The organism is Halococcus saccharolyticus DSM 5350 (assembly GCF_000336915.1).
GTDB classification, from domain to species: Archaea; Halobacteriota; Halobacteria; order Halobacteriales; family Halococcaceae; genus Halococcus; species Halococcus saccharolyticus.
The window spans coordinates 79559-97115 of the sequence record NZ_AOMD01000015.1 but is presented as its reverse complement, the minus strand read 5'-3'; the positions used below and the strand labels follow the sequence as shown (position 1 = coordinate 97115).

The 17557-nt window shown below is 57.9% G+C and carries 15 protein-coding genes; 5 read left to right on the top strand and 10 right to left on the bottom strand.

Features of this window, described 5'->3' with window-relative positions; all coding sequences use genetic code 11:
* Positions 1-128: 128 nt before the first annotated feature.
* Entirely contained in the window at positions 129-1166 is a 1038-nt protein-coding gene (trmB, locus tag C449_RS05180) for an HTH-type sugar sensing transcriptional regulator TrmB (RefSeq protein ID WP_006076912.1), read from the bottom strand.
* A gap of 143 nt (positions 1167-1309) precedes the next feature.
* On the opposite strand from trmB, the gene C449_RS18240 reads away from it, so the two are divergent.
* The gene (locus C449_RS18240) at positions 1310-1480 is read left to right on the top strand and encodes a DUF7838 family putative zinc beta-ribbon protein (RefSeq protein ID WP_006076911.1); all 171 of its coding nucleotides are present in this window, start codon (positions 1310-1312) and stop codon (positions 1478-1480) included.
* Between the two features lie 427 nt (positions 1481-1907).
* On the opposite strand, the gene C449_RS05175 is transcribed toward C449_RS18240, so the two are convergent.
* A complete protein-coding gene (locus tag C449_RS05175) occupies positions 1908-3593 on the bottom strand; it encodes a transposase (protein ID WP_241430078.1) in 1686 nt (561 codons plus the stop codon).
* 457 nt (positions 3594-4050) lie between these two features.
* Between C449_RS05175 and C449_RS05170 the strand changes: the two genes are divergently transcribed.
* Positions 4051-4410, top strand: coding sequence for a hypothetical protein (locus C449_RS05170; RefSeq protein WP_006076909.1), 360 nt, complete (start codon positions 4051-4053; stop codon positions 4408-4410).
* A gap of 302 nt (positions 4411-4712) precedes the next feature.
* Here C449_RS05170 and C449_RS18070 read toward each other — a convergent pair whose 3' ends face one another.
* The 5 genes from C449_RS18070 to C449_RS05150 form a co-directional block, all read right to left on the bottom strand.
* Complete coding sequence (locus tag C449_RS18070; protein WP_006076908.1) at positions 4713-4850, bottom strand: hypothetical protein; 138 nt, start codon at positions 4848-4850, stop codon at positions 4713-4715.
* A gap of 55 nt (positions 4851-4905) precedes the next feature.
* Complete coding sequence (locus tag C449_RS18605; RefSeq protein ID WP_006076906.1) at positions 4906-5475, bottom strand: glycosyltransferase family 2 protein; 570 nt, start codon at positions 5473-5475, stop codon at positions 4906-4908.
* Positions 5476-5886: 411 nt separating this feature from the next.
* Entirely contained in the window at positions 5887-8268 is a 2382-nt protein-coding gene (locus tag C449_RS05160) for a hybrid sensor histidine kinase/response regulator (protein WP_006076905.1), read from the bottom strand.
* A 153-nt stretch (positions 8269-8421) separates the two neighbouring features.
* Positions 8422-10077, bottom strand: coding sequence for a hypothetical protein (locus tag C449_RS05155; RefSeq protein WP_006076904.1), 1656 nt, complete (start codon positions 10075-10077; stop codon positions 8422-8424).
* A 151-nt stretch (positions 10078-10228) separates the two neighbouring features.
* The gene (locus C449_RS05150) at positions 10229-11398 is read right to left on the bottom strand and encodes a hypothetical protein (protein WP_049913906.1); all 1170 of its coding nucleotides are present in this window, start codon (positions 11396-11398) and stop codon (positions 10229-10231) included.
* Between the two features lie 218 nt (positions 11399-11616).
* On the opposite strand from C449_RS05150, the gene nirK reads away from it, so the two are divergent.
* Positions 11617-12717 carry a copper-containing nitrite reductase gene (gene nirK, locus C449_RS05145; RefSeq protein ID WP_049913905.1) on the top strand — a complete coding sequence of 367 codons (1101 nt, stop codon included), beginning with the start codon at positions 11617-11619 and terminating at the stop codon, positions 12715-12717.
* 15 nt (positions 12718-12732) lie between these two features.
* The gene (locus tag C449_RS05140) at positions 12733-13752 is read left to right on the top strand and encodes a halocyanin domain-containing protein (protein WP_006076899.1); all 1020 of its coding nucleotides are present in this window, start codon (positions 12733-12735) and stop codon (positions 13750-13752) included.
* A 107-nt stretch (positions 13753-13859) separates the two neighbouring features.
* On the opposite strand, the gene C449_RS05135 is transcribed toward C449_RS05140, so the two are convergent.
* On the bottom strand, positions 13860-16175 hold the full coding sequence (locus C449_RS05135; RefSeq protein WP_006076898.1) for a nitric-oxide reductase large subunit: 2316 nt from the start codon (positions 16173-16175) through the stop codon (positions 13860-13862).
* A gap of 151 nt (positions 16176-16326) precedes the next feature.
* On the opposite strand from C449_RS05135, the gene C449_RS18600 reads away from it, so the two are divergent.
* Complete coding sequence (locus C449_RS18600; RefSeq protein ID WP_080504897.1) at positions 16327-16848, top strand: halocyanin domain-containing protein; 522 nt, start codon at positions 16327-16329, stop codon at positions 16846-16848.
* 22 nt (positions 16849-16870) lie between these two features.
* On the opposite strand, the gene C449_RS05125 is transcribed toward C449_RS18600, so the two are convergent.
* Together C449_RS05125 and C449_RS05120 are read right to left on the bottom strand one after the other, a co-directional pair.
* On the bottom strand, positions 16871-17149 hold the full coding sequence (locus C449_RS05125; protein ID WP_005046166.1) for a DUF7521 family protein: 279 nt from the start codon (positions 17147-17149) through the stop codon (positions 16871-16873).
* Entirely contained in the window at positions 17146-17517 is a 372-nt protein-coding gene (locus C449_RS05120) for a winged helix-turn-helix domain-containing protein (protein WP_005046168.1), read from the bottom strand. The genes C449_RS05125 and C449_RS05120 overlap by 4 nt, the downstream gene beginning before the upstream one ends.
* Positions 17518-17557 lie beyond the last annotated feature (40 nt).

The following is a 17557-nucleotide window of genomic DNA, read 5'->3' as shown; positions in this document are numbered from 1 at the left end:
TGTGTCCGTGGCATCCAGTACGGTTCGCGTGCGGGTGAACGTCACGCATTGCTACGGGTGGCCGACACAAGAAGATTACTCATGAGCGAAAAAATTTGCCAGTCCGATTTGCGTTCGTGTGTCGATATTCAGTTCCGTTCGACCCGGAGTTCGTGAGCCTCGACGTCCTCGAAGGCAGCGACTCGACCGCCGACCGTCACCGTGCCGTCGTCGGTGGCGATGGTGAGGGTGGCGGTCAAACCGGTCTCGTCGCGCGTGACCTCGCGAACCGTCCCGGACACCGACCGTGGTTCGCCGGTTGCGGTGTCCCGACCCTCGATCGACACGGTAAACGATCCCTCGCTGTCGTCGAGATCCGCCACACACCGACGCATCGAGGCGTACCGCCGGGGAAACGTCCGATCGTCGCCATCGTCGAGAATCGGATCGGCGGTCGTCCAGAGGAGCGTGTTGAAAAACCCCGAGACGAGAAAGCCGAGCTCCGAGCGGTCGAACACCACGCCGTAGCGCTCGCGGTTCCACGCGAGCGCGTCCTGGGTGGCGTAGACCGCGTGCTCGCCGTCGCCGACCGCGACCACCGGGGTCGTGACCCCCTCGCGCGCCCGGACGGTAGTGGCGATCGACGCGTAGTCGTACTCCTCGGCGGCTGGGGCGTCGACAGAGGGAGTGACGAGGAGCTCGGTGGCGACGTTCGCGCGCTGTCGGTTGGCGAGTCGATCCTCGAACCGCGCCACGAGATCGGGCGTCAGCGAGAGGATGAGTTCGTACTCGGCCTCCTCGATCACGCTCTCGATGTGTCGGAGGATGGTCGAGCGCGACTTGACGAGCGACGCCGCCTCGGCGTCGCGGGCAGGCGCGGTGTAGTGGGTCCGGAGGTCGTCGACGAGCGCATCGAGCGAGTCGTGGATCCCTTCGAACGCCGTCTGAGGATCGACCGCGAGCACCTCGATGGGCCGCGATTCCCGGAGTTCGACGAGACCGCGCTCGGCGAGGCTCCGGACGGTGTCGTACACCCGTGGTTGGGGGATATCGGTTCGATCGGCGATCTCCGAGGCAGTCAGTCGACCGTGTTCGAGCACCACGAGATAGGCGTCGGTCTCGTACTCGTTGAGATCGAACCGCTGGTTCACCCGGTCGAGCGCGCCGGCGAGATCGTCCGAGACCATTGTCACCACCCACATCGTACACCCAATTGAGTACTGTGGTTCACCACCCATCGCCACCACATTCGATATATCAGGATGAAGTGTATCGCGGTAAATGGCCGGCGAACCAGTACATTGAGGGTGGATGGTTCCCAAACCGACCCATGAGTCTCGAACGCGACCACGACTGCCCGACCTGTGACGAGGAGCGAACGTTCTATCGCGCCGCGAGCACGATGGTCCGGCTCGGCGAGAAAGTGAAGTGGCGCTGTCCCGACTGTGAGTACAGCTTCGTTACCATCGGCGACGACATCGACTCCAGCGCGACAGCGTAGCGGGCGCTCCTTTTCGAGACGTTCCTCCGGGCACTATCCGTCTCCAAACGAGCGGCTGATCGGATCGATCCGGGATTCGACTGTCGAATACCCGGTCGATAGCTCTGTCACAACCACCTGGCACAGCCGGGCTGACATCGTGACGAGTACGCTCCTCGATAAGCAGGTCCAGATGGCCGCTAGTGCGTCGATACCTGTCCAATAAATCAAATACAGCAATACAAAATACATGCTCTGGGGTTGCGAATGCGGTCGCAGACGTTCACGGACCTATCCAGTTTTGTCGTCCTGCTACCCGAGGATCGACCCGAACCAGGTTATCTAACCTATCACGATACTGAGGATAGAAAACCACACCACAAAAACAGCGGAAAACAACGATACTGCCTACTGATGGCTCTCCCGAAACGCGAACTCGGAATGAGGATTAAATGAGTGTGACCAGCTCCCTTTTCAGCCATTCACGGAAGCGTGACAGCGAGATTCGGGGTTTCGTCCGCGTCTCGATCACCCCGATACGGTCTTGCGTCAGAAAATCAACTAAAAGCCACAGATCGTAAATGATGCAGCCGAACGCAAAATGGAACCACCGGACTTCGAATTCTTTCGATGTCGTCCACGCAGCGGCGTCTTTGATTGAGGAGTACGAGTTCTCGATCGCACCGCGGTCGTCGTATTCATCCATCTTTTTCGTCGCCCACCGCCGCTCATGCGGGAGTTCATCACTCACGTCGAGATTCGTCAGGAACGGCTGCGGTGACCCCTCTTCGTTCACGTCATCGTCGTCGTTGTCCGGTGGGAGTACCACGACGTTTGTGTAGACTTTCGTATTTGATACGTCGTGCTTCACCGGACCATGAATTGGGTGCTCCTCCTTCACGTACAGCGGTACATTATTCTGTTCATCGTCCCCACGCTTTAGCTCATCGAACTCGTCGCACATCGGCCCAATCCTGTGCTGGTCCTTCATTGCCGGGATGATGTAGTTCAAGCCTCTCTCTACCTCCAGCGTGTACAGTACGTCCGCAGCGTGGAACTCGCGGTCCGCGTACACCATCCGAATATTCACGTAGTCGTCGGCAATGGAGAGAAGTCGACGCGCAACATCACCGACATAATAGGAGCGCTCGCGAGCGTACGCCTGCGTGTCAGCGTATTCGGTGCTGCCGAGTGGACAGACGCCGACGACGTAGTGCGTGTTCTCCCCGACGATCACCGCAGTCGCGAACTTATGACACCAGTCATACTCTTTGTTGGTCGGCGTGCCCTGCACCCACTCAAGCTCGTCACGATCGCCGTAGTACGCGACGTATGTGATGTCGAGCGCGACTTTCGACCGGACACCGAATCGGTACCCGTCGTCGTTTTCCAGTTCCTGCAAACGAGGTTTAGCGCGAGTGTACGTCTTCCGCAGTGCGAAGTTCATCATCGTGGCGATCTTTTCGATGGACATCTGCTTCATCGCTTCCAGCAAAGTTTCGCCTGAAGGCCCGTCCTCATAGAACGGGTCGTCGAGATCCGGGTCCGGGTTTTTCTTGTCGGCAAATGCCTTTCCAGCGTCGTTCGCTGCCAGATCCATGATTGCCGCGATCGCCTCCATCACGAGCAGTTCATCGTCCTCGTAGATGGCGTCCTCCGGTCGGGGCATCGATAGCGACGGGATGGCGACCGTTTTCAACTCGTCAAGTACGTCTCGGCCTTTCTTCCGGAGCAGACGCTGAATCGTCCGCTCCGAGGGCTCACCGTCACCGTCATCGGACTCGGATTCGGTGGACCCCAAATTGAAGCCAAGGGACGCGCCGCGTTCGGCAGCCACGTCGCGAATGGTGTCAGCATTACTGGAAAGTCTGTGTTCAAGATCCTCGAACCGGTCTTTGACACGACACGGGCGGAACGTTGCTGGTGATGGAGGGTCGTCGGGGTCGAATCCAAACGCTTCAGCCAACTCGGCGTCGTCTTCTACTCGTGATTGGACGGTGCCGAGAGACTCATCCTCGACTTTCGACCGCAAATATGCGAGAAACATCGGACGAAACGGTGTCCCTTTACGCCAGTCAGGGTGCCCATCACGGTAGCGGTAGCGGTCGACGTCAAGCTGTTCTGCAAGTTCCACCCAGTCAGTCTCAGCTGTAATGATATCAGCAGCTTGATCACCGAGGGAAGGCGAACCAGTCGACCGATTATCGGAGGTCACAGTCGTATCTTCGCTCTGGATTTTGTCGCTGAACGAGTGCCATCGCAAGTCTTAGTGGAGGAGAGCAGCCGATTGGCTGATTGACGGTGAGTACACCCCGCTGGTTGGGACGGTGGCGTGTCCAGGTAGAGCATGAGCCGAATTTCCTATCAATGAGGTTATTTCGGCGTTGAAGTAAATGTAGCCGTGGCATTTCCGGGTCTTCCAATTACACCTACCTTCGGCACACTTATAGGAATGATTGATTTGATGATAGTTTGAATACTGCAGCCCCGACCCAAGGTCGCAATAGAAATACTTCTACATCAGATTTATACCTATAGTAGATCAAAAAGTAGGGTATACACATCCACCCCACGAGTTTCAGAGTGTCAGAATGAGCGACGACATCGGTGGATTCCTTTCTCGGAAAGGTGCGATTCCACTCGTTTCCCTCTTGAATGTCGAGGATGGGCGTATCGTGAACCAACTCCACTCACAACTCAATGTGTCACGGCAGTCTCTCTCCGATTTGCTCAAGGAAGCGTACGAGAAAGACATCGTCGACCGGGAATATTTGATGTCTGATCACGGCAATGCCAAGCGATTTGTTCTGACCCAACGGGGTATCAAAATCGCAGAAAAAATCGACGAGCTGGGCCTCTACGAATCCTATGAAGAACTGCAGACGATCCGAAGCGAGTACGATATGAAAAGCGACAAACTGAGAGTCTGGGCCTCGAAGAATCCACTGTGAATCAGGCCCCGTGATTGCTGCAAAAGAGCCAAGATGATCCTGCAATAACAAACCGAGAGTCAGGGCCTCACTCGAACAACTACTCGCTGGGTTCGGGACTACTCACCATTACGAAGTTACCTGACTCAAGACAGTTTGGACGGATTGGCGGATCGGACGTATCTCCGTCCAAATCGATGTCGTCCCAGACGTACGTCCCAGCACAAGACGGACACTGCCAGTCGTACACGTCGTATTTCGTCACGAAATCGGGAAATTCCTGGGCTAGCGTCGGCGTCAGCTTCGTATTGGCATCACTGTGGCTACTTGTCGAACCCACTACGTGCGATCTCGCCCCACGATCGGTCGCCTCGGAGGTACGCGATCAGCGCGCGCCACTTGACGAACGCCTTCCACTGGCGGAAGCGAGGTTCTCGACGAGGCTCGCGGCGAGCAGCCATATCTGCTGTCGCGGGTGGTCGTATTGCCGGTAGCCCCACACCTCGCTGTAGATGCTCAGCCACGAGAGCACGACGCCGATCCCGACTGCAAGCAGAAAGTAGGCCGCAGCGAACTCCACGCTAACGAGGCCAATGAGCCCGAGGCCGACGAGAGCGTAACCGACCCCTCGACCAGCGGCCCGATTAACTCCGCGAGTACGAACACCGGCAGCATGAACCAGCCAGCCCGGCCGTAAGTCGGGTTTCCGATCATGTGGCGATACCTCCGGATCGTCTGGAGCAGCCCACGATACCACCGCGAGCGCTGGCCTCGAACCCCCGCGAGGCTCGTCGGCACCTCCGTCCAGACGATCGGCTCGGGCACGAAGCTGATACGGTAATCCCGGTCCGTGTCGGTCAACCGCCGGTGGAGCCGCATCACGAGCTCGAAGTCCTCGGTGATGTTGTCGGTGCTGAAGCCACCGATCTCGCGCACAATGTCGGTCCGGAACACGCCGAACGCCCCCGACAGGAGCAACACCCCCCGAAACCGGACGTAGCCGAGCCGTCCCGAATAGAACGCACGGAGGTACTCGGGAACCTGGAGCCGGGCAAGCAGCCCCCTCGGAAGGTCGACCTCAGCCACCTACCCTCTTCGACCGTGCAGCCGTTCACCACTCGAACCGTCCCCCCGCTGGCGACGGTTTCCGCTGGACGTTCGAGAAACAGCCGGACGACCTGCAACAACCCATCGGGATCGATAAGCGAATCGGCATCGACCGTACAGAACAATCGCTGGTCGGTGAGCCAGAGTCCGGCGTTGAGCACGTCCGCGCGACCACCATTTACCTTGTCTACAACCAGGAGGTCGATCGCATCCTGGGAGCGGTAGACCGCTCGAACCGGCTCGGTCGGTGGCGAAACTGGTGCGTCGGCATCGATTTCTACGAGATCGTACGCTTCCTGTAGATTTTCAAGCGTCGCATCCGTGGACCCGTCGTTGATTTTGGGTTCAGGCGTCGCGTCGAAACTGGGATCTCCGCCGGTGAGCCAGCACTCAGTCGGAGAACAGCAAATCGTCGGAGCCACCTCTGGTCATTCCCAACTGAATTTTGAACCGAGCACCCCCTTCGGTCCCTTCGTCCACCCCGATCCCCCAACCGTGAGCCGTAGCGATAGTCTCGACGATCGATAGTCCCATTCCAGTGCCCTCCTCGCTGGTCGTGTATCCCGAGTCGAATACGTCGTCGTGCTCACTCTCAGGGATTCCGGGTCCATCGTCTTCGACGTAGAAGCCAGCCGGGTACCTCCCCACCCGAACTGTGATGGTCTCGCCAGCGTGTTCGACCGTGTCCTCCTGAGAACGCGAAGGAGGACTCGTGGTGCCATGCTCCACGGCGTTACGGTACAGGTTCTCGAACAACTGCTTGAGCCGTCCCACATCGGCATCGACGTCACCGAGTTCGTCCGCCATCGCTAACTCTGCATCCGCGGTGGCGACGTTCTCCCACGCGTCTTCGGCGACGGCTGCGAGCCCCACGCGACTCGTCTCAGCAATTCGTTCCCCCTGACGGGTGAGCGTCAGTACGTCGTCGATAATAGCGTCCATCCGATCGTGGGCGTTGCCGATCTTCATGAAATACTCGTCGTCGCCGGTCTCGCAGGCCAGCTCAAGATATCCGTCCGCGACTGTCAGGGGGTTTCGGAGGTCATGGCTGATGACGCTCGCAAACTCTCCCAATTGTTCGTTCTGACGTTCGAGCTCCGACTCGTATTTGTGCCGTTCGAGCGTACTCTTGATTCCACGAACGACGAGGTCGATGAACGACCGATCGAGTTCCGAGAATTCCGTCTCGCGCGGTGAGCGATCCGCGAAGCAGACTGTTCCGTAGCTCTCGCCATCGACCACGAGCTTTGCCCCGATGTACGCCTCAAGACCGAATCGTCCGTATGCTGGATCGTCTTCCCAGCCCTCGGTCATGGCATGCGCGACGGTCAACGGCTCATCCATCGCGATTGTCTTCTGGCAGTATGCCTCCGAGAGCGGGCACTCGCTTCCTGGCTGAATCGCCTCGTGAGGACTGTTGCTCCGGACGATTCGTTGAGTGTCGTCGTCGATGTGGGTGAGAAAGCCCGACTCCATGTCGAAGTACTCACACCCGAGTTCGAGTACCCGATCGATCGTCTCGTCGGTTGTCAGCTCCGCGTCAGCGGAGATTTCGTACAATCTGCGGCGATACTCTTCCCTCTCGCGGCGATCAGTAACATCTCGGATGATACCCGTGAAGTGCTGCTCACCATCAGTGGTATACTCGCCGAAGGCGATGCCAACCTGTATCTCATGGCCGTCGCGGTGACAGGCTGGCAATTCAGTCCAATCCCAGTCGAGCCTTTGCTCTCCTGTCTCCAAATAGCGGTTGAGGGCCTCGAAGTGAGCCGTTTCTAATCGCTCTGGGATCACTTTGGCTAGTGATTCGCCAATCAGTTCCTCGGGTCGATAGCCGAAGATGTCCGAAACGGCGTTGTTTGCATACTCGACAGTGCTGTCAGAATCAATCGTTACGACACCGAGCGTGGTGTTTTGAGCGAGCGCCCGGAAGCGTGCTTGAGTCGCTTTGAGATCATGTTCTCGCTCTTTTTGCTCAGTGATGTCGCGGATTGCACCCACAAGGAGAACCGGATCGCCGGCGTCGTTATACTCGATACGTCCCCTGTCGGAGACGATCATATACGAGCCGTCGTTCGCTTGGAGGGGGTATTCGGCGCTGAACCGATCTCGATTGTTCTCCAGCGTGTTTTCCAGATCTTCGTTGATCCGTTGACGGTCTTCCGGGTGGATGCGGCTGATCCACTCATCAAAGCCGATCTCTGTTGACCCAGCATCGTAGCCGAACGCACCATCGGATCCACCGAACAGGGTGACCGTCCCCTCACCGACCGTCCGCTCCCAGACGATGTCGGAAGTAGCTTCGATCGCAAGCTGACGCCGTTTCTCGGCACGTTCTAAGTCGCGTTCGGTTACCCTGTTCTGAGTGTAGTTCTCGATTCGGTTCGCGAGGAGGTCGAACTGCTCGGTACCCCCCTTCTGAAGATAGTCAGTGACACCGGCGGAGATCGCCTCACTGGCAACTGCCTCACTGCCTTCGCCTGTAAAGAGAAGGAACGGCAGCTTTGGATAGTTCTCGCGTACTGCGTCGAGGAATTCGAGCCCATCCATGTCCGGCATATCGTAGTCACTCACGATACAGTCGATCGCCACCTCGGAGTCGATCCCAGAGTCGGATTCGGCGAGACGACTGAGTCCTTCCCTGGCGGTCGTTGCCGTCTTCACCTCGAATCTCTCGCGCTTGCGTTCGAGGAACGACCGGGTAAGGTCGAGCACCTCCGAGTCATCATCGACGTGGAGAATGAGTATCGAGTCTGTTTCGACGCCGTTCATGTGACTTGCGTGGTCGTCTCAGAGAAGGTATTTATAGAATTTGTCCGAGAAGCTCGCAATTGCATTTCACATCAGGCACTCTCCGAACGATTTCGGCAGGGGATCAAGAATCTCATCAAGAGCACATTCCTCGTCGACAATCTCGACACACGACTACCCGTTTCGGTAGTTGAGTACTGCCTCGTAGGTCATCACGAGAAACAGCAGCGCTATCGTTGCGATATTCTCGTCAAAATACGCTACTGGATCACCATGCATGATCGCGTTCCGATGGTCGTAGAAACCTCCCAAAATTCCCACCAGTTGATGCTCCTCTATACCGTAGTACCCGGTAGACACTTCCTGAAGTGTCTCTCGTTTCTCGTCAGCTCTGTAGTAGCCATCACTTGGAGGTCCATGCTCCCACTGGCAAAGAGCTGCCATCAGACCATCCTGAACGCTTATGAAGAGGAACGTTGCAGTGATATAGTCACCCTGCTCGTAGGCCGCCATTCCGGTGAGTGTTCGATCCAAATACGCATCTAACTCGTCGTCCGCTTCCTCCTCAATAACGTCACAGAAGGTGTTCAATTCATCGAGTCCGTGATCCTTTACGAACGGGTTCACCTCGACCGAATCTGGGTCGTAATCTGCTGGACTGTCGAAATTCGTGATGCCTTCCAAAATGGCCCGTGTGATGTATTCACGAGCGCGTCTTCCAATGTTCTGGAAAGAGATACGCTGATTAAGCCGCCGGACCGCTTCGCCAAGTTCGGCAGTGTTCCTAACCGCGTTTGAAGGCACCCGAAGTCCTCGGAGAGCGTTTCGGTACTCGGCAGATTGTAGAAATTGAGTGGATCTTCTCGCCCTCGCCATGGCGTCTGAGGTTCTAGTAGCTCTGGCTACGGATTCCGCGGTCTCCATTACGGATGTTGCGGTCTCCATAGCTGAATGGAGGCCGCTCACGTCTGGTGACCTGAACTCCCTCGCGCCGCTGAGTCTCTCCGATAATGTTCGAGGAGGCGGTGGCAATTCGTCGACTTCGTTTAGATCAACCTCTTCAGGCCGTGTGTGCTTCAGTACGCCGCCCACGTATTCTCTGACTCGGCAGCGGACAGTTTCGAGACCACTCTCTTCCTCATCAGCGAGCTCCTCCACCGATTGCAAATCTCGAAAATATTTGACCATGACTGAATACGCACCGTCGGAAACCCCCTCCAGATCTTGTGGCGGAACATCGTAGATCAGATAGTAGGTGCTTGCACCTGAGCGAACCTCACTTTCTGAGAGATCGAACTCGTCGGTAAGGTGGGAAATGTCGAACCCTTCTTCACCTCTCCAGTAGCGTTGGCCCACCCTCTTGGCAGTCTCGCAATACTCAAATGAGACACGTTGGATGTTCTCCTCACGCAAATCTTGGTCAACGAAGAATGCGTCTTCTGCAGATACAATTTCATCGTCTTCCTGATCCTGCTCATCCTCATCGTTCGTTTCGGTCATCAGTATCTTGTTTCGTAGCCAGCAGTACTTGTATAGCGCGGCATGGGTAATCTCGGATCGGGGGGTGGACGGCTGAAAGCCGAAGCGATCGAGCGCTGAGGTGAGTATTGGACGGTCAGAGTTCAGCATTTCGCTGACGGTGAAACCAACGCATTCGCGTTCCGCTCTCGCGGGTGGAACGAGAACGGGCATCTCGTCCACAACCGACCTTTTCTTCTCGCAAACGGTGAGACAGTGGTCGACCGTGTGACGATGGAGCTTGGTGACGTGCTCAGAAACGTACAGTATAGCGACGCAGAAGGTGGCGCGTATCCGGAGTCCTACCTGCATACGCTCTCAACCATTCAAAAATAGGCAGTCGAAAATCTCACCGCGAGATTCGAAGTCAAACAGCTGACGGAAGATGGCAGTTGCTTGACTATGGATTCTAGCAAATAACACGAGCGCACAAACTACCAGGGCGGTTGGGTTGGCACAGTTTTCAGACTGTGTTTGATCGACCGAGGATCTGTTCGCCTACCCACTCGTCGTCCGAGTAGTTCTCCGACCCCGGTGAGTTACCGGCCTCTCTCATTATTTCGTTCAGATGCGGACGTGCTGCATCGGCGGGATCTACATCTGTCGACTCGATGACTTCCAACCCGGTCTTGTACTTATCGCTCGGGAACGGATCGACGTAATCTGTAGTATGAGTTTTCGTGACTTTCATGTGGCACTTTCCTGCATCAAGTAGGCTCACCGCAGCAAAGATGGGCGTCGTAGCATCCAGTTCCTTCAGCGTCGCCAGGCCACGGGCAAAGGTCCCAGCCACTTGCGTATCGAGATGGTCGGGAAAACGAGTCTTGTTGTTGATCCAGTGGTTGCCATTATCATCGACCGAGAACATCTCGGTCGAGACTGCTTCATACCAGCCGGAGCGGCTAAGCACACTCAAGTCCCAACGTGGATCTTCTCCTGGCCTCCCCACTGCCCAGCGCAGTTTTCCGCTGACCCCGTTTCTCGGCGGGCCGTTCCGATATTGAACGTTCCCGAATGGATACATCGTTGGTAGGTCGTTCGGATCCCGTTCATACGGCCGTCGATCAAATCGATTCGGGACCAGATGTACAGCGACAGTTGGCCCGTCACGAAGGTTATCGTATGGACCGCGACGGTCAGCGATACACGAGAGTCGCTGATCGACGAATTCGTTGATTCGTTTCCACTGCGATTGTGAATCGTCAAGGGGGACTCGAAGATACTGATCGCCGAGATCAGGACGATCAAGCGTGAGAAACCGTCGAAGGTCGCCGGCGTGATAGATTTGAAGACTCCAACCATGCTCCTCCTCGATTTCGCTTTTCAGCTCTAGCTCCTGCTTGCCGGTGACTTCCTCATTCGTTACATAGATGAACAGCTCGAAGTCGGCGTCAAGCTCGTCTTTGAGGTCTTCTGCGCGGGCGGCGTCGCTTCGGAGTTTCGGTCGCCACTCTTCTTTCGTGCTGTAGGCCGCGACGCCATCATCTATTCGGAGCAACCCATCCCAGCCGCCGTCGGTTCCTCTGGTTCCACTTGGATGGATATCGTGTTCTTCGTGAGCGAGGAACGCGGTCGAGATGTGTTCAAACGTTCCGTGGTCGATATATTGGAGGCTATATCCTACTGCGTCCATTACGCTCTCGAATTCGTAATCGATATTTAAATGGGTTGGGCGCAATCTGCTGAAACGAAGTACCGTAATTACACCGATGGTCTCGTTGACAGCTTGCTTCGCAATCGCTTCTTAAACATCAATGGGAACATATGCGGGGGCGTTTCAGCCGCGTGAGAATCGCCTTCCCGGTTGATGGTGAGAGAAGCGGAAGTAGCACCTGTAAGGAGGAACCAACCATGTTCCCGATCTCACGACGACGGTTGATGGGAGCGCTCGGCATCGGGGGTGCGACCTCCGTCGCCGGCTGTACGACCGGCCTCGAAGCCGAAGCGGTCGGCCAGCCCTCGACGACGCTCCAGCAGGCTCAGAAGAAAGCTGCGGACCGAGTAGCAGCTGATCCCACTGACGTTCCGGAGCCGATCGACCGGAACGAACCGAAACACCACGACATCACCCTGGAGGCCAAGGAGGTCACCGCCGAGATCGAAGAGGGCGTGACGTTCAACTTCATGACCTTCGACGGGCGGGTTCCGGGACCGATGATCCGCCTCCGGGAGGGCGACACGGTGTCGTTCACGATGGAGAACGCTCCGGAGAACAAACGCCAGCACAACGTCGACATGCACGCCATCTACGGTACTGGTGGTGGAAGCGTCGCCACGACTGCCGGCCCAGGGAAGGCCAACAGCGAGCGGTTCAAAGCCATGTATCCGGGGGCGTACATCTACCACTGTGCGGTCCCGAACATGGACCAGCACATCTCGACGGGGATGTTCGGGATGGTGCTCGTCGAACCCAAGGAGGGGCTGCCCCCGGTCGACCGCGAGTTCTATCTCGGCCAGCACGAGGCCTACACCAACAAGCCGGTCGGCAAGCAGGGCCACCACAGCTTCGACGCGGAGGCGATGCTGAACGAGGAACCGACGTACGTGCTGTTCAACGGCGAGAAATACCCGTACACGCCCGATCGGTACGGCACCATGAAGGCGGAAACCGGCGAAACCGTACGGGTGTTCTTGGTCACCGGTGGACCGAACGTCTCCTCGAACTTCCACCCGATCGGCAACGTCTGGACGCGGGCGTGGCGCGACGGCGCACTCGCCGGCCAACCCGAAAAATACGTTCAGACGATGAAGGTGCCGCCGGGAAGCTGCATGGTCGGCGAGATGGACCTGCCAGTCCCCTCGCGCATCAAACTCGTCGATCACGCGCTCACGCGTGTGACGCGGCGAGGGTTGCTCGCCGAGATCGACGTGACTGGCCCCGAGCGACCGGAGATTTTCGATCCTTCACCGAACAAGGCCAAGGGGAGAGACGAGGAGGGGCCGCAATACTGACCCCCGTAGAGAACGATGACAACTACCAAAACTACGAGTCGGCGGACGTTCCTCGGCGCTCTTGCGGGGACGGCCATCGGCGTTGGGGCGCTCGCCGAACCAGCTGCTGCACAGGAGGGTGGCCTCGGGGCTTGGTTCGAGAACGTCTCAAATGCGAACGAGATCGTTGATCAGCGCGGGCAGTCGACGGTAGAAATTACCGTCGGCACGAAGGGTAACGACGGTAATTTCGGGTTCGGTCCCGCTGCGGTGCGGGTTGACGCCGGAGCTACTGTCGTCTGGAAGTGGAACGGAAAGGGCGGGAGTCACAACGTCGTGGCGCAGGAGGGCGGCTTCGAGAGCGAGATGCACAGCGAGCAGGGAACCACGTTCGAACACTCCTTCGATAGTTCGGGGATGTACCGATACTACTGTGCGCCGCACAAGGCGATGGGAATGAAAGGAGCTGTCGTCGTCGGTGACGCCACCGCGTCACTTAGCGGCGGTGCTGGAGCCGACAGCGACGGCGGCGGAGCCAACGCGTCCGCAACCGGAGCCAGCGATACGCCTCGGTCGTTCGATGGCTGGCTCTCGAACACGGGCAACTACGAGGGAGTGGTCGATCGGACTGGAAACGACGTGGTCAGTGTGAAAGTCGGTGTAGAGGGCAACGGTGGTCCGTACGCGTTCGACCCACCCGCGATTCACGTCGATCCCGGGACGACCGTCATCTGGGAGTGGGTCACGGATACCGGCCCGCACGATGTCGTCGACACGAACGGACAGTATCAGAGTGAGAAGGTAGCGACGGCGGGCCATCAGTTCGCGATGAAATTCGGCGGTGATGGCCTCAGCAAATACGAGTGCGTTTCACATAGCGACCGTGGGATGCGCGGAGCGGTCATCGTCGGACGAGGCGTCGTGCCCGGGCTCGGACCGACGGGGCTCGTGGTAGCGAGTGGTGGTGCTGCCGTTCTCGGTGGGGTCCTCCACCAGGGCATCAAGCTTCACAACGAAACGGCGACCGGTCCGTGGAGCGGTGAAGAATCGGCCTGATCGATTCGGATTTGTTTCGACTATCAGCACTCACCCTCTCGAACGGACGTTTGGCAGTCGTCTTCTGACGTTCGATCCTCTCGCGATGCCAACGAATGAGGCGGTGCTCAGTCGTCGTCGGGGCTCCGTCTGCTGTCTGCCTCCTCACCGAGCACGCGCCGTGAGATGATCGTCCCGCCAGACGTGGTTGCCGTCTCTTCGCGGCGAACGAATCGTTTTCTCACCACATCGTAACCGAATACTGCAGCACCGAGGATGATGAGGATGTCACCGGGAAGCCGCGCCCAGAACAGGTCCTGGACGAGACCGCGGTTGTAGAACGCGAGCGAGCGGCCGGCGTCGTACCCCTGCGTGAAAACGGTCTCCAGCTGAAGGAAGCCGATCGGGATGTCGCCGACGAATACCATCCACGCGAGACCGGCATTCAGCAACCAGAACGCGCGTTTCAGATTCGTCGGGTCCCACGCGCCGGGTTTGGTGGTAAAGCGCAGCAGATACGTCGCCATCCCGAGCGCGAGGAAGCCAAAAGCCCCGAACATCGAGGCGTGGGCGTGGCCCACCGTCAGGAACGTCCCGTGTTCGTAGTAGTTGATTATCGGGAGGTTGATGAAGAAGCCGAGCGCACCCGCACCGACGAAGTTCCATATCCCCGACGCGATGATGAACATGAACGGCAGTTTGTACGGGAACCGCTCGCCGGCGCTCATGTACGCGCGATACTGGTTGATAGCTTCGAAAAGGATGAACACCAGTGGAATGAACTCCAGCGTCGAGAAGAGGCTCCCGATGGGGACCCAGTATTCGGGCAGCCCGATCCACCAGTAGTGGTGTGAGACGCCGATGACGCCCGCTCCCATCACCAGCAGTGCTTCGAGGATGACGGCTTTCTCCGCGCTCCGGCGTGAGAGAAGGTTCATCGCGACAAGGGCGATGCCCGTGACGGCGACGACGAAGAATTCGAAGGCCCCCTCAACCCACATGTGGACGACCCACCACCGCCAGAACTCCGTCACGACGATGCTCGTCTTCGGCGTGTACAGCATACTCGCGGTGAACAACAGCCCAATCGACCCGCCGGCGTAGATGATCATGTGGGCGAGTCCGTAGCGACTCTCCCGGTCGAGAAGCGGTTTAAATCCACGGGCGACGAGGGCAGTCCAGAGCGCAAAGCCCACGAGGAGACCGACCTGCCAGACCCGACCGACTTCGAGATATTCGAGTCCCTCGTTGCCGAGGAGCCACCAGAGCGAGCCGTCGATGTAGCCCTGTGCGCCGAGCCAGATGCCGACCAATCCCCCAACAACCACGACAAACAGCGCGCCCAGCAGGACGTGGATGAGCGTCTTCTGGTTATCGGGCTCGTAGCCGGTGAGCAGCGGCGGGAGGAACAGTCCGATACCGAGCCAGAGCGTCGCGATCCACAGCACCGCGAGATCGATGTGCCACGCCTTTGTGATGGCGAACGGGAGCGTCGCCATCGCGTCGATGCCGAGCGCTTGCGCGATGCCGTAGAATCCCTCGCGTTCGATGTAGTAATGGGCCATCAGCCCGCCCAGCAGCGTTTGGACGAGAAACAGGGCGGCCGCGACCGGGACGAACCGGACGGCGGCGAACTGACTTGGCGAGAGCGTGACCTCCTCGGGGTCGGGAATATCGATACCCTCGCTTTCCGGTTCGGAGAGTTGGATGGACTTGTAGAGCCAGATGCCCGCCCCGCCGCCGAGGACGAGTATCACCATCGCAAATACGCTCCAGAGCATCGCCGAGGCGGGGGCATCGTTACCCGCACCGGCGTTGAACGGCCACTCGTTGGTGTAGGAATTCTCGGAACCGGGACGCTCGCTCGCGGAGAACAGCGACGTCCAGAGGGCGAAATCCGCGAATCGGCGTGCATCCTCCGGCGACGAGACGAACCCCGACGGAATACCGTGTTCGGGTGCACCGCCGTAGTAACGCTCGACGTATGCCTCGCGGACTTGCTGGTAGGCGTATGCCTCAGCCGCACCGAGTTCGATGGTGTCGTCGATGGTGTTGTCGCTGAGTTGCCGCTCGACGACCGTCTTCACGCCCGCTTCCTGTGCCTCATCGAGATTCGCGTAGGGAGTCCCGTAGCGCTCGCGGGCGACATACTCGCGCATGTTTGTCACGAGTCGGTCGAGCGCATCAGCGGTGTAGTCGGCTCCAAAGTACGCGCCGTTGCCCAGTATCGACCCGTGATTCATGAGACCGTTCTGCTGGAAGACGGCCTTGCCGCTCACGATCTGTTCGTTTGTCGTGAGCGTGTCACTGTTCGGACCGACGATCCGCTCGGGGCGGTCGGGTGACTGTTGGTAGGTGAGATACGCCCCTGCACCCATGACGATCAGGTTGAAGACGAAGGCCACTACGAGGAGCTTTGCCAGCGTCTTTCGAGTGACTTCCATAGTTCACTGAGAGTTCGCCGACTACCTCATTATATGTCGTGGCCGATTCTCAGCAATTGAAACCTGACGAACATATTCGGCAATTCCCAGTAACTCGGAATCGAGAACGGTTCCTTGTAGCTTCCACTGATAGCACTACCGGAGAGTCCCAATGTCGCACCTGTCCAGTGTTAGCCGGCGGACGTTTCTGAGAGCAACGCCAACGATCATCGTTGGAGGAACAGTGTTGGCTGGTTGTACTGGCAATTCATCCGAAACAGGTGAGGAGGGTCCTGCTGATACGGCAAACTCACCTTCGTCTGGAACTGAAGCGAACAGTAGTGGCACAAGTACGTTCGATGCCTGGCTCAGCGATACTGGAAACTACAGCAGCGTCGCGGACAAGACCGGGGCGAGTGAGGTCACCGTTTCGGTGGGTGCACAGGGGAACAATGGCGCGTATGCCCTCGCTCCACCGGCGATCGAAATCAGTACAGGAACGACGGTACTCTGGAAATGGACCGGGAAGGGTGGGAATCACGACGTGGTGGCACAGAACAGTAGCTTCGAGAGTGAACTGCAGAGCACGGAGGGAGCCACATTCGAACACACCTTCGATGACACGGGCACCTACAAGTACTACTGCACGCCGCACAGAGCGATGGGAATGAAAGGCGGCATCGTGGTGAAGTGAGCTTGCGACAACGATTTCGACCTCAGTCGACGTAGAGAGAGTACAGGATAATAGCAAATCCTCCCGTGGTGAACGCACTCTCGACGAGGAGTGCATGGCTCTGATCGACCGGCACGATTTGGTCAACAATACCGGCCACGAACGCACCGAGCGTTATTACCGCGAACCCGAGCGTGAGTGCACGAAGAGCGGGCGATCCGGTTCTCCGATATGCCTTGTACGAAAAGTACGTTATCAGCCCGCCGAGCGAGAGGCTCAGCACCTTGAGGACGGTCACTGCAGTCGCAACGAGTGCTGTCATTTCTTTCTCACCTCCGCCCAAAGTTCGGAGAGCTGTTGATCCGGCGTGCGTTCGGGATGCTCAATCGCAACCTCTAACGAACGATCCTCGTCGAGGGCGACGTTTACTTCCTCGAAATCCAGTACGTATCGTGCTGTATGTCGACCACTAACTCTGACTTCTGTTTGCTCTTCGATCAATGAAGCCTCGACGAGAAGCTCGAGCTTTCGGTAGGTGGTCGAGAGCGGAATGTCACACCTGTTCGAGACCTCTTTTGCAGTCATCGGTTTCTCCATGTGTTTGATGATAGTTCGGCATTCGGGATCATCGAGGGCATCGAGCACGTCTTGAAGCTGCGGATGGTCAGCAGCGAACGGATCACGTACCATTCCTTGATCCTGGGTGGAAGCCGCGTCGTGCTCGATTGTG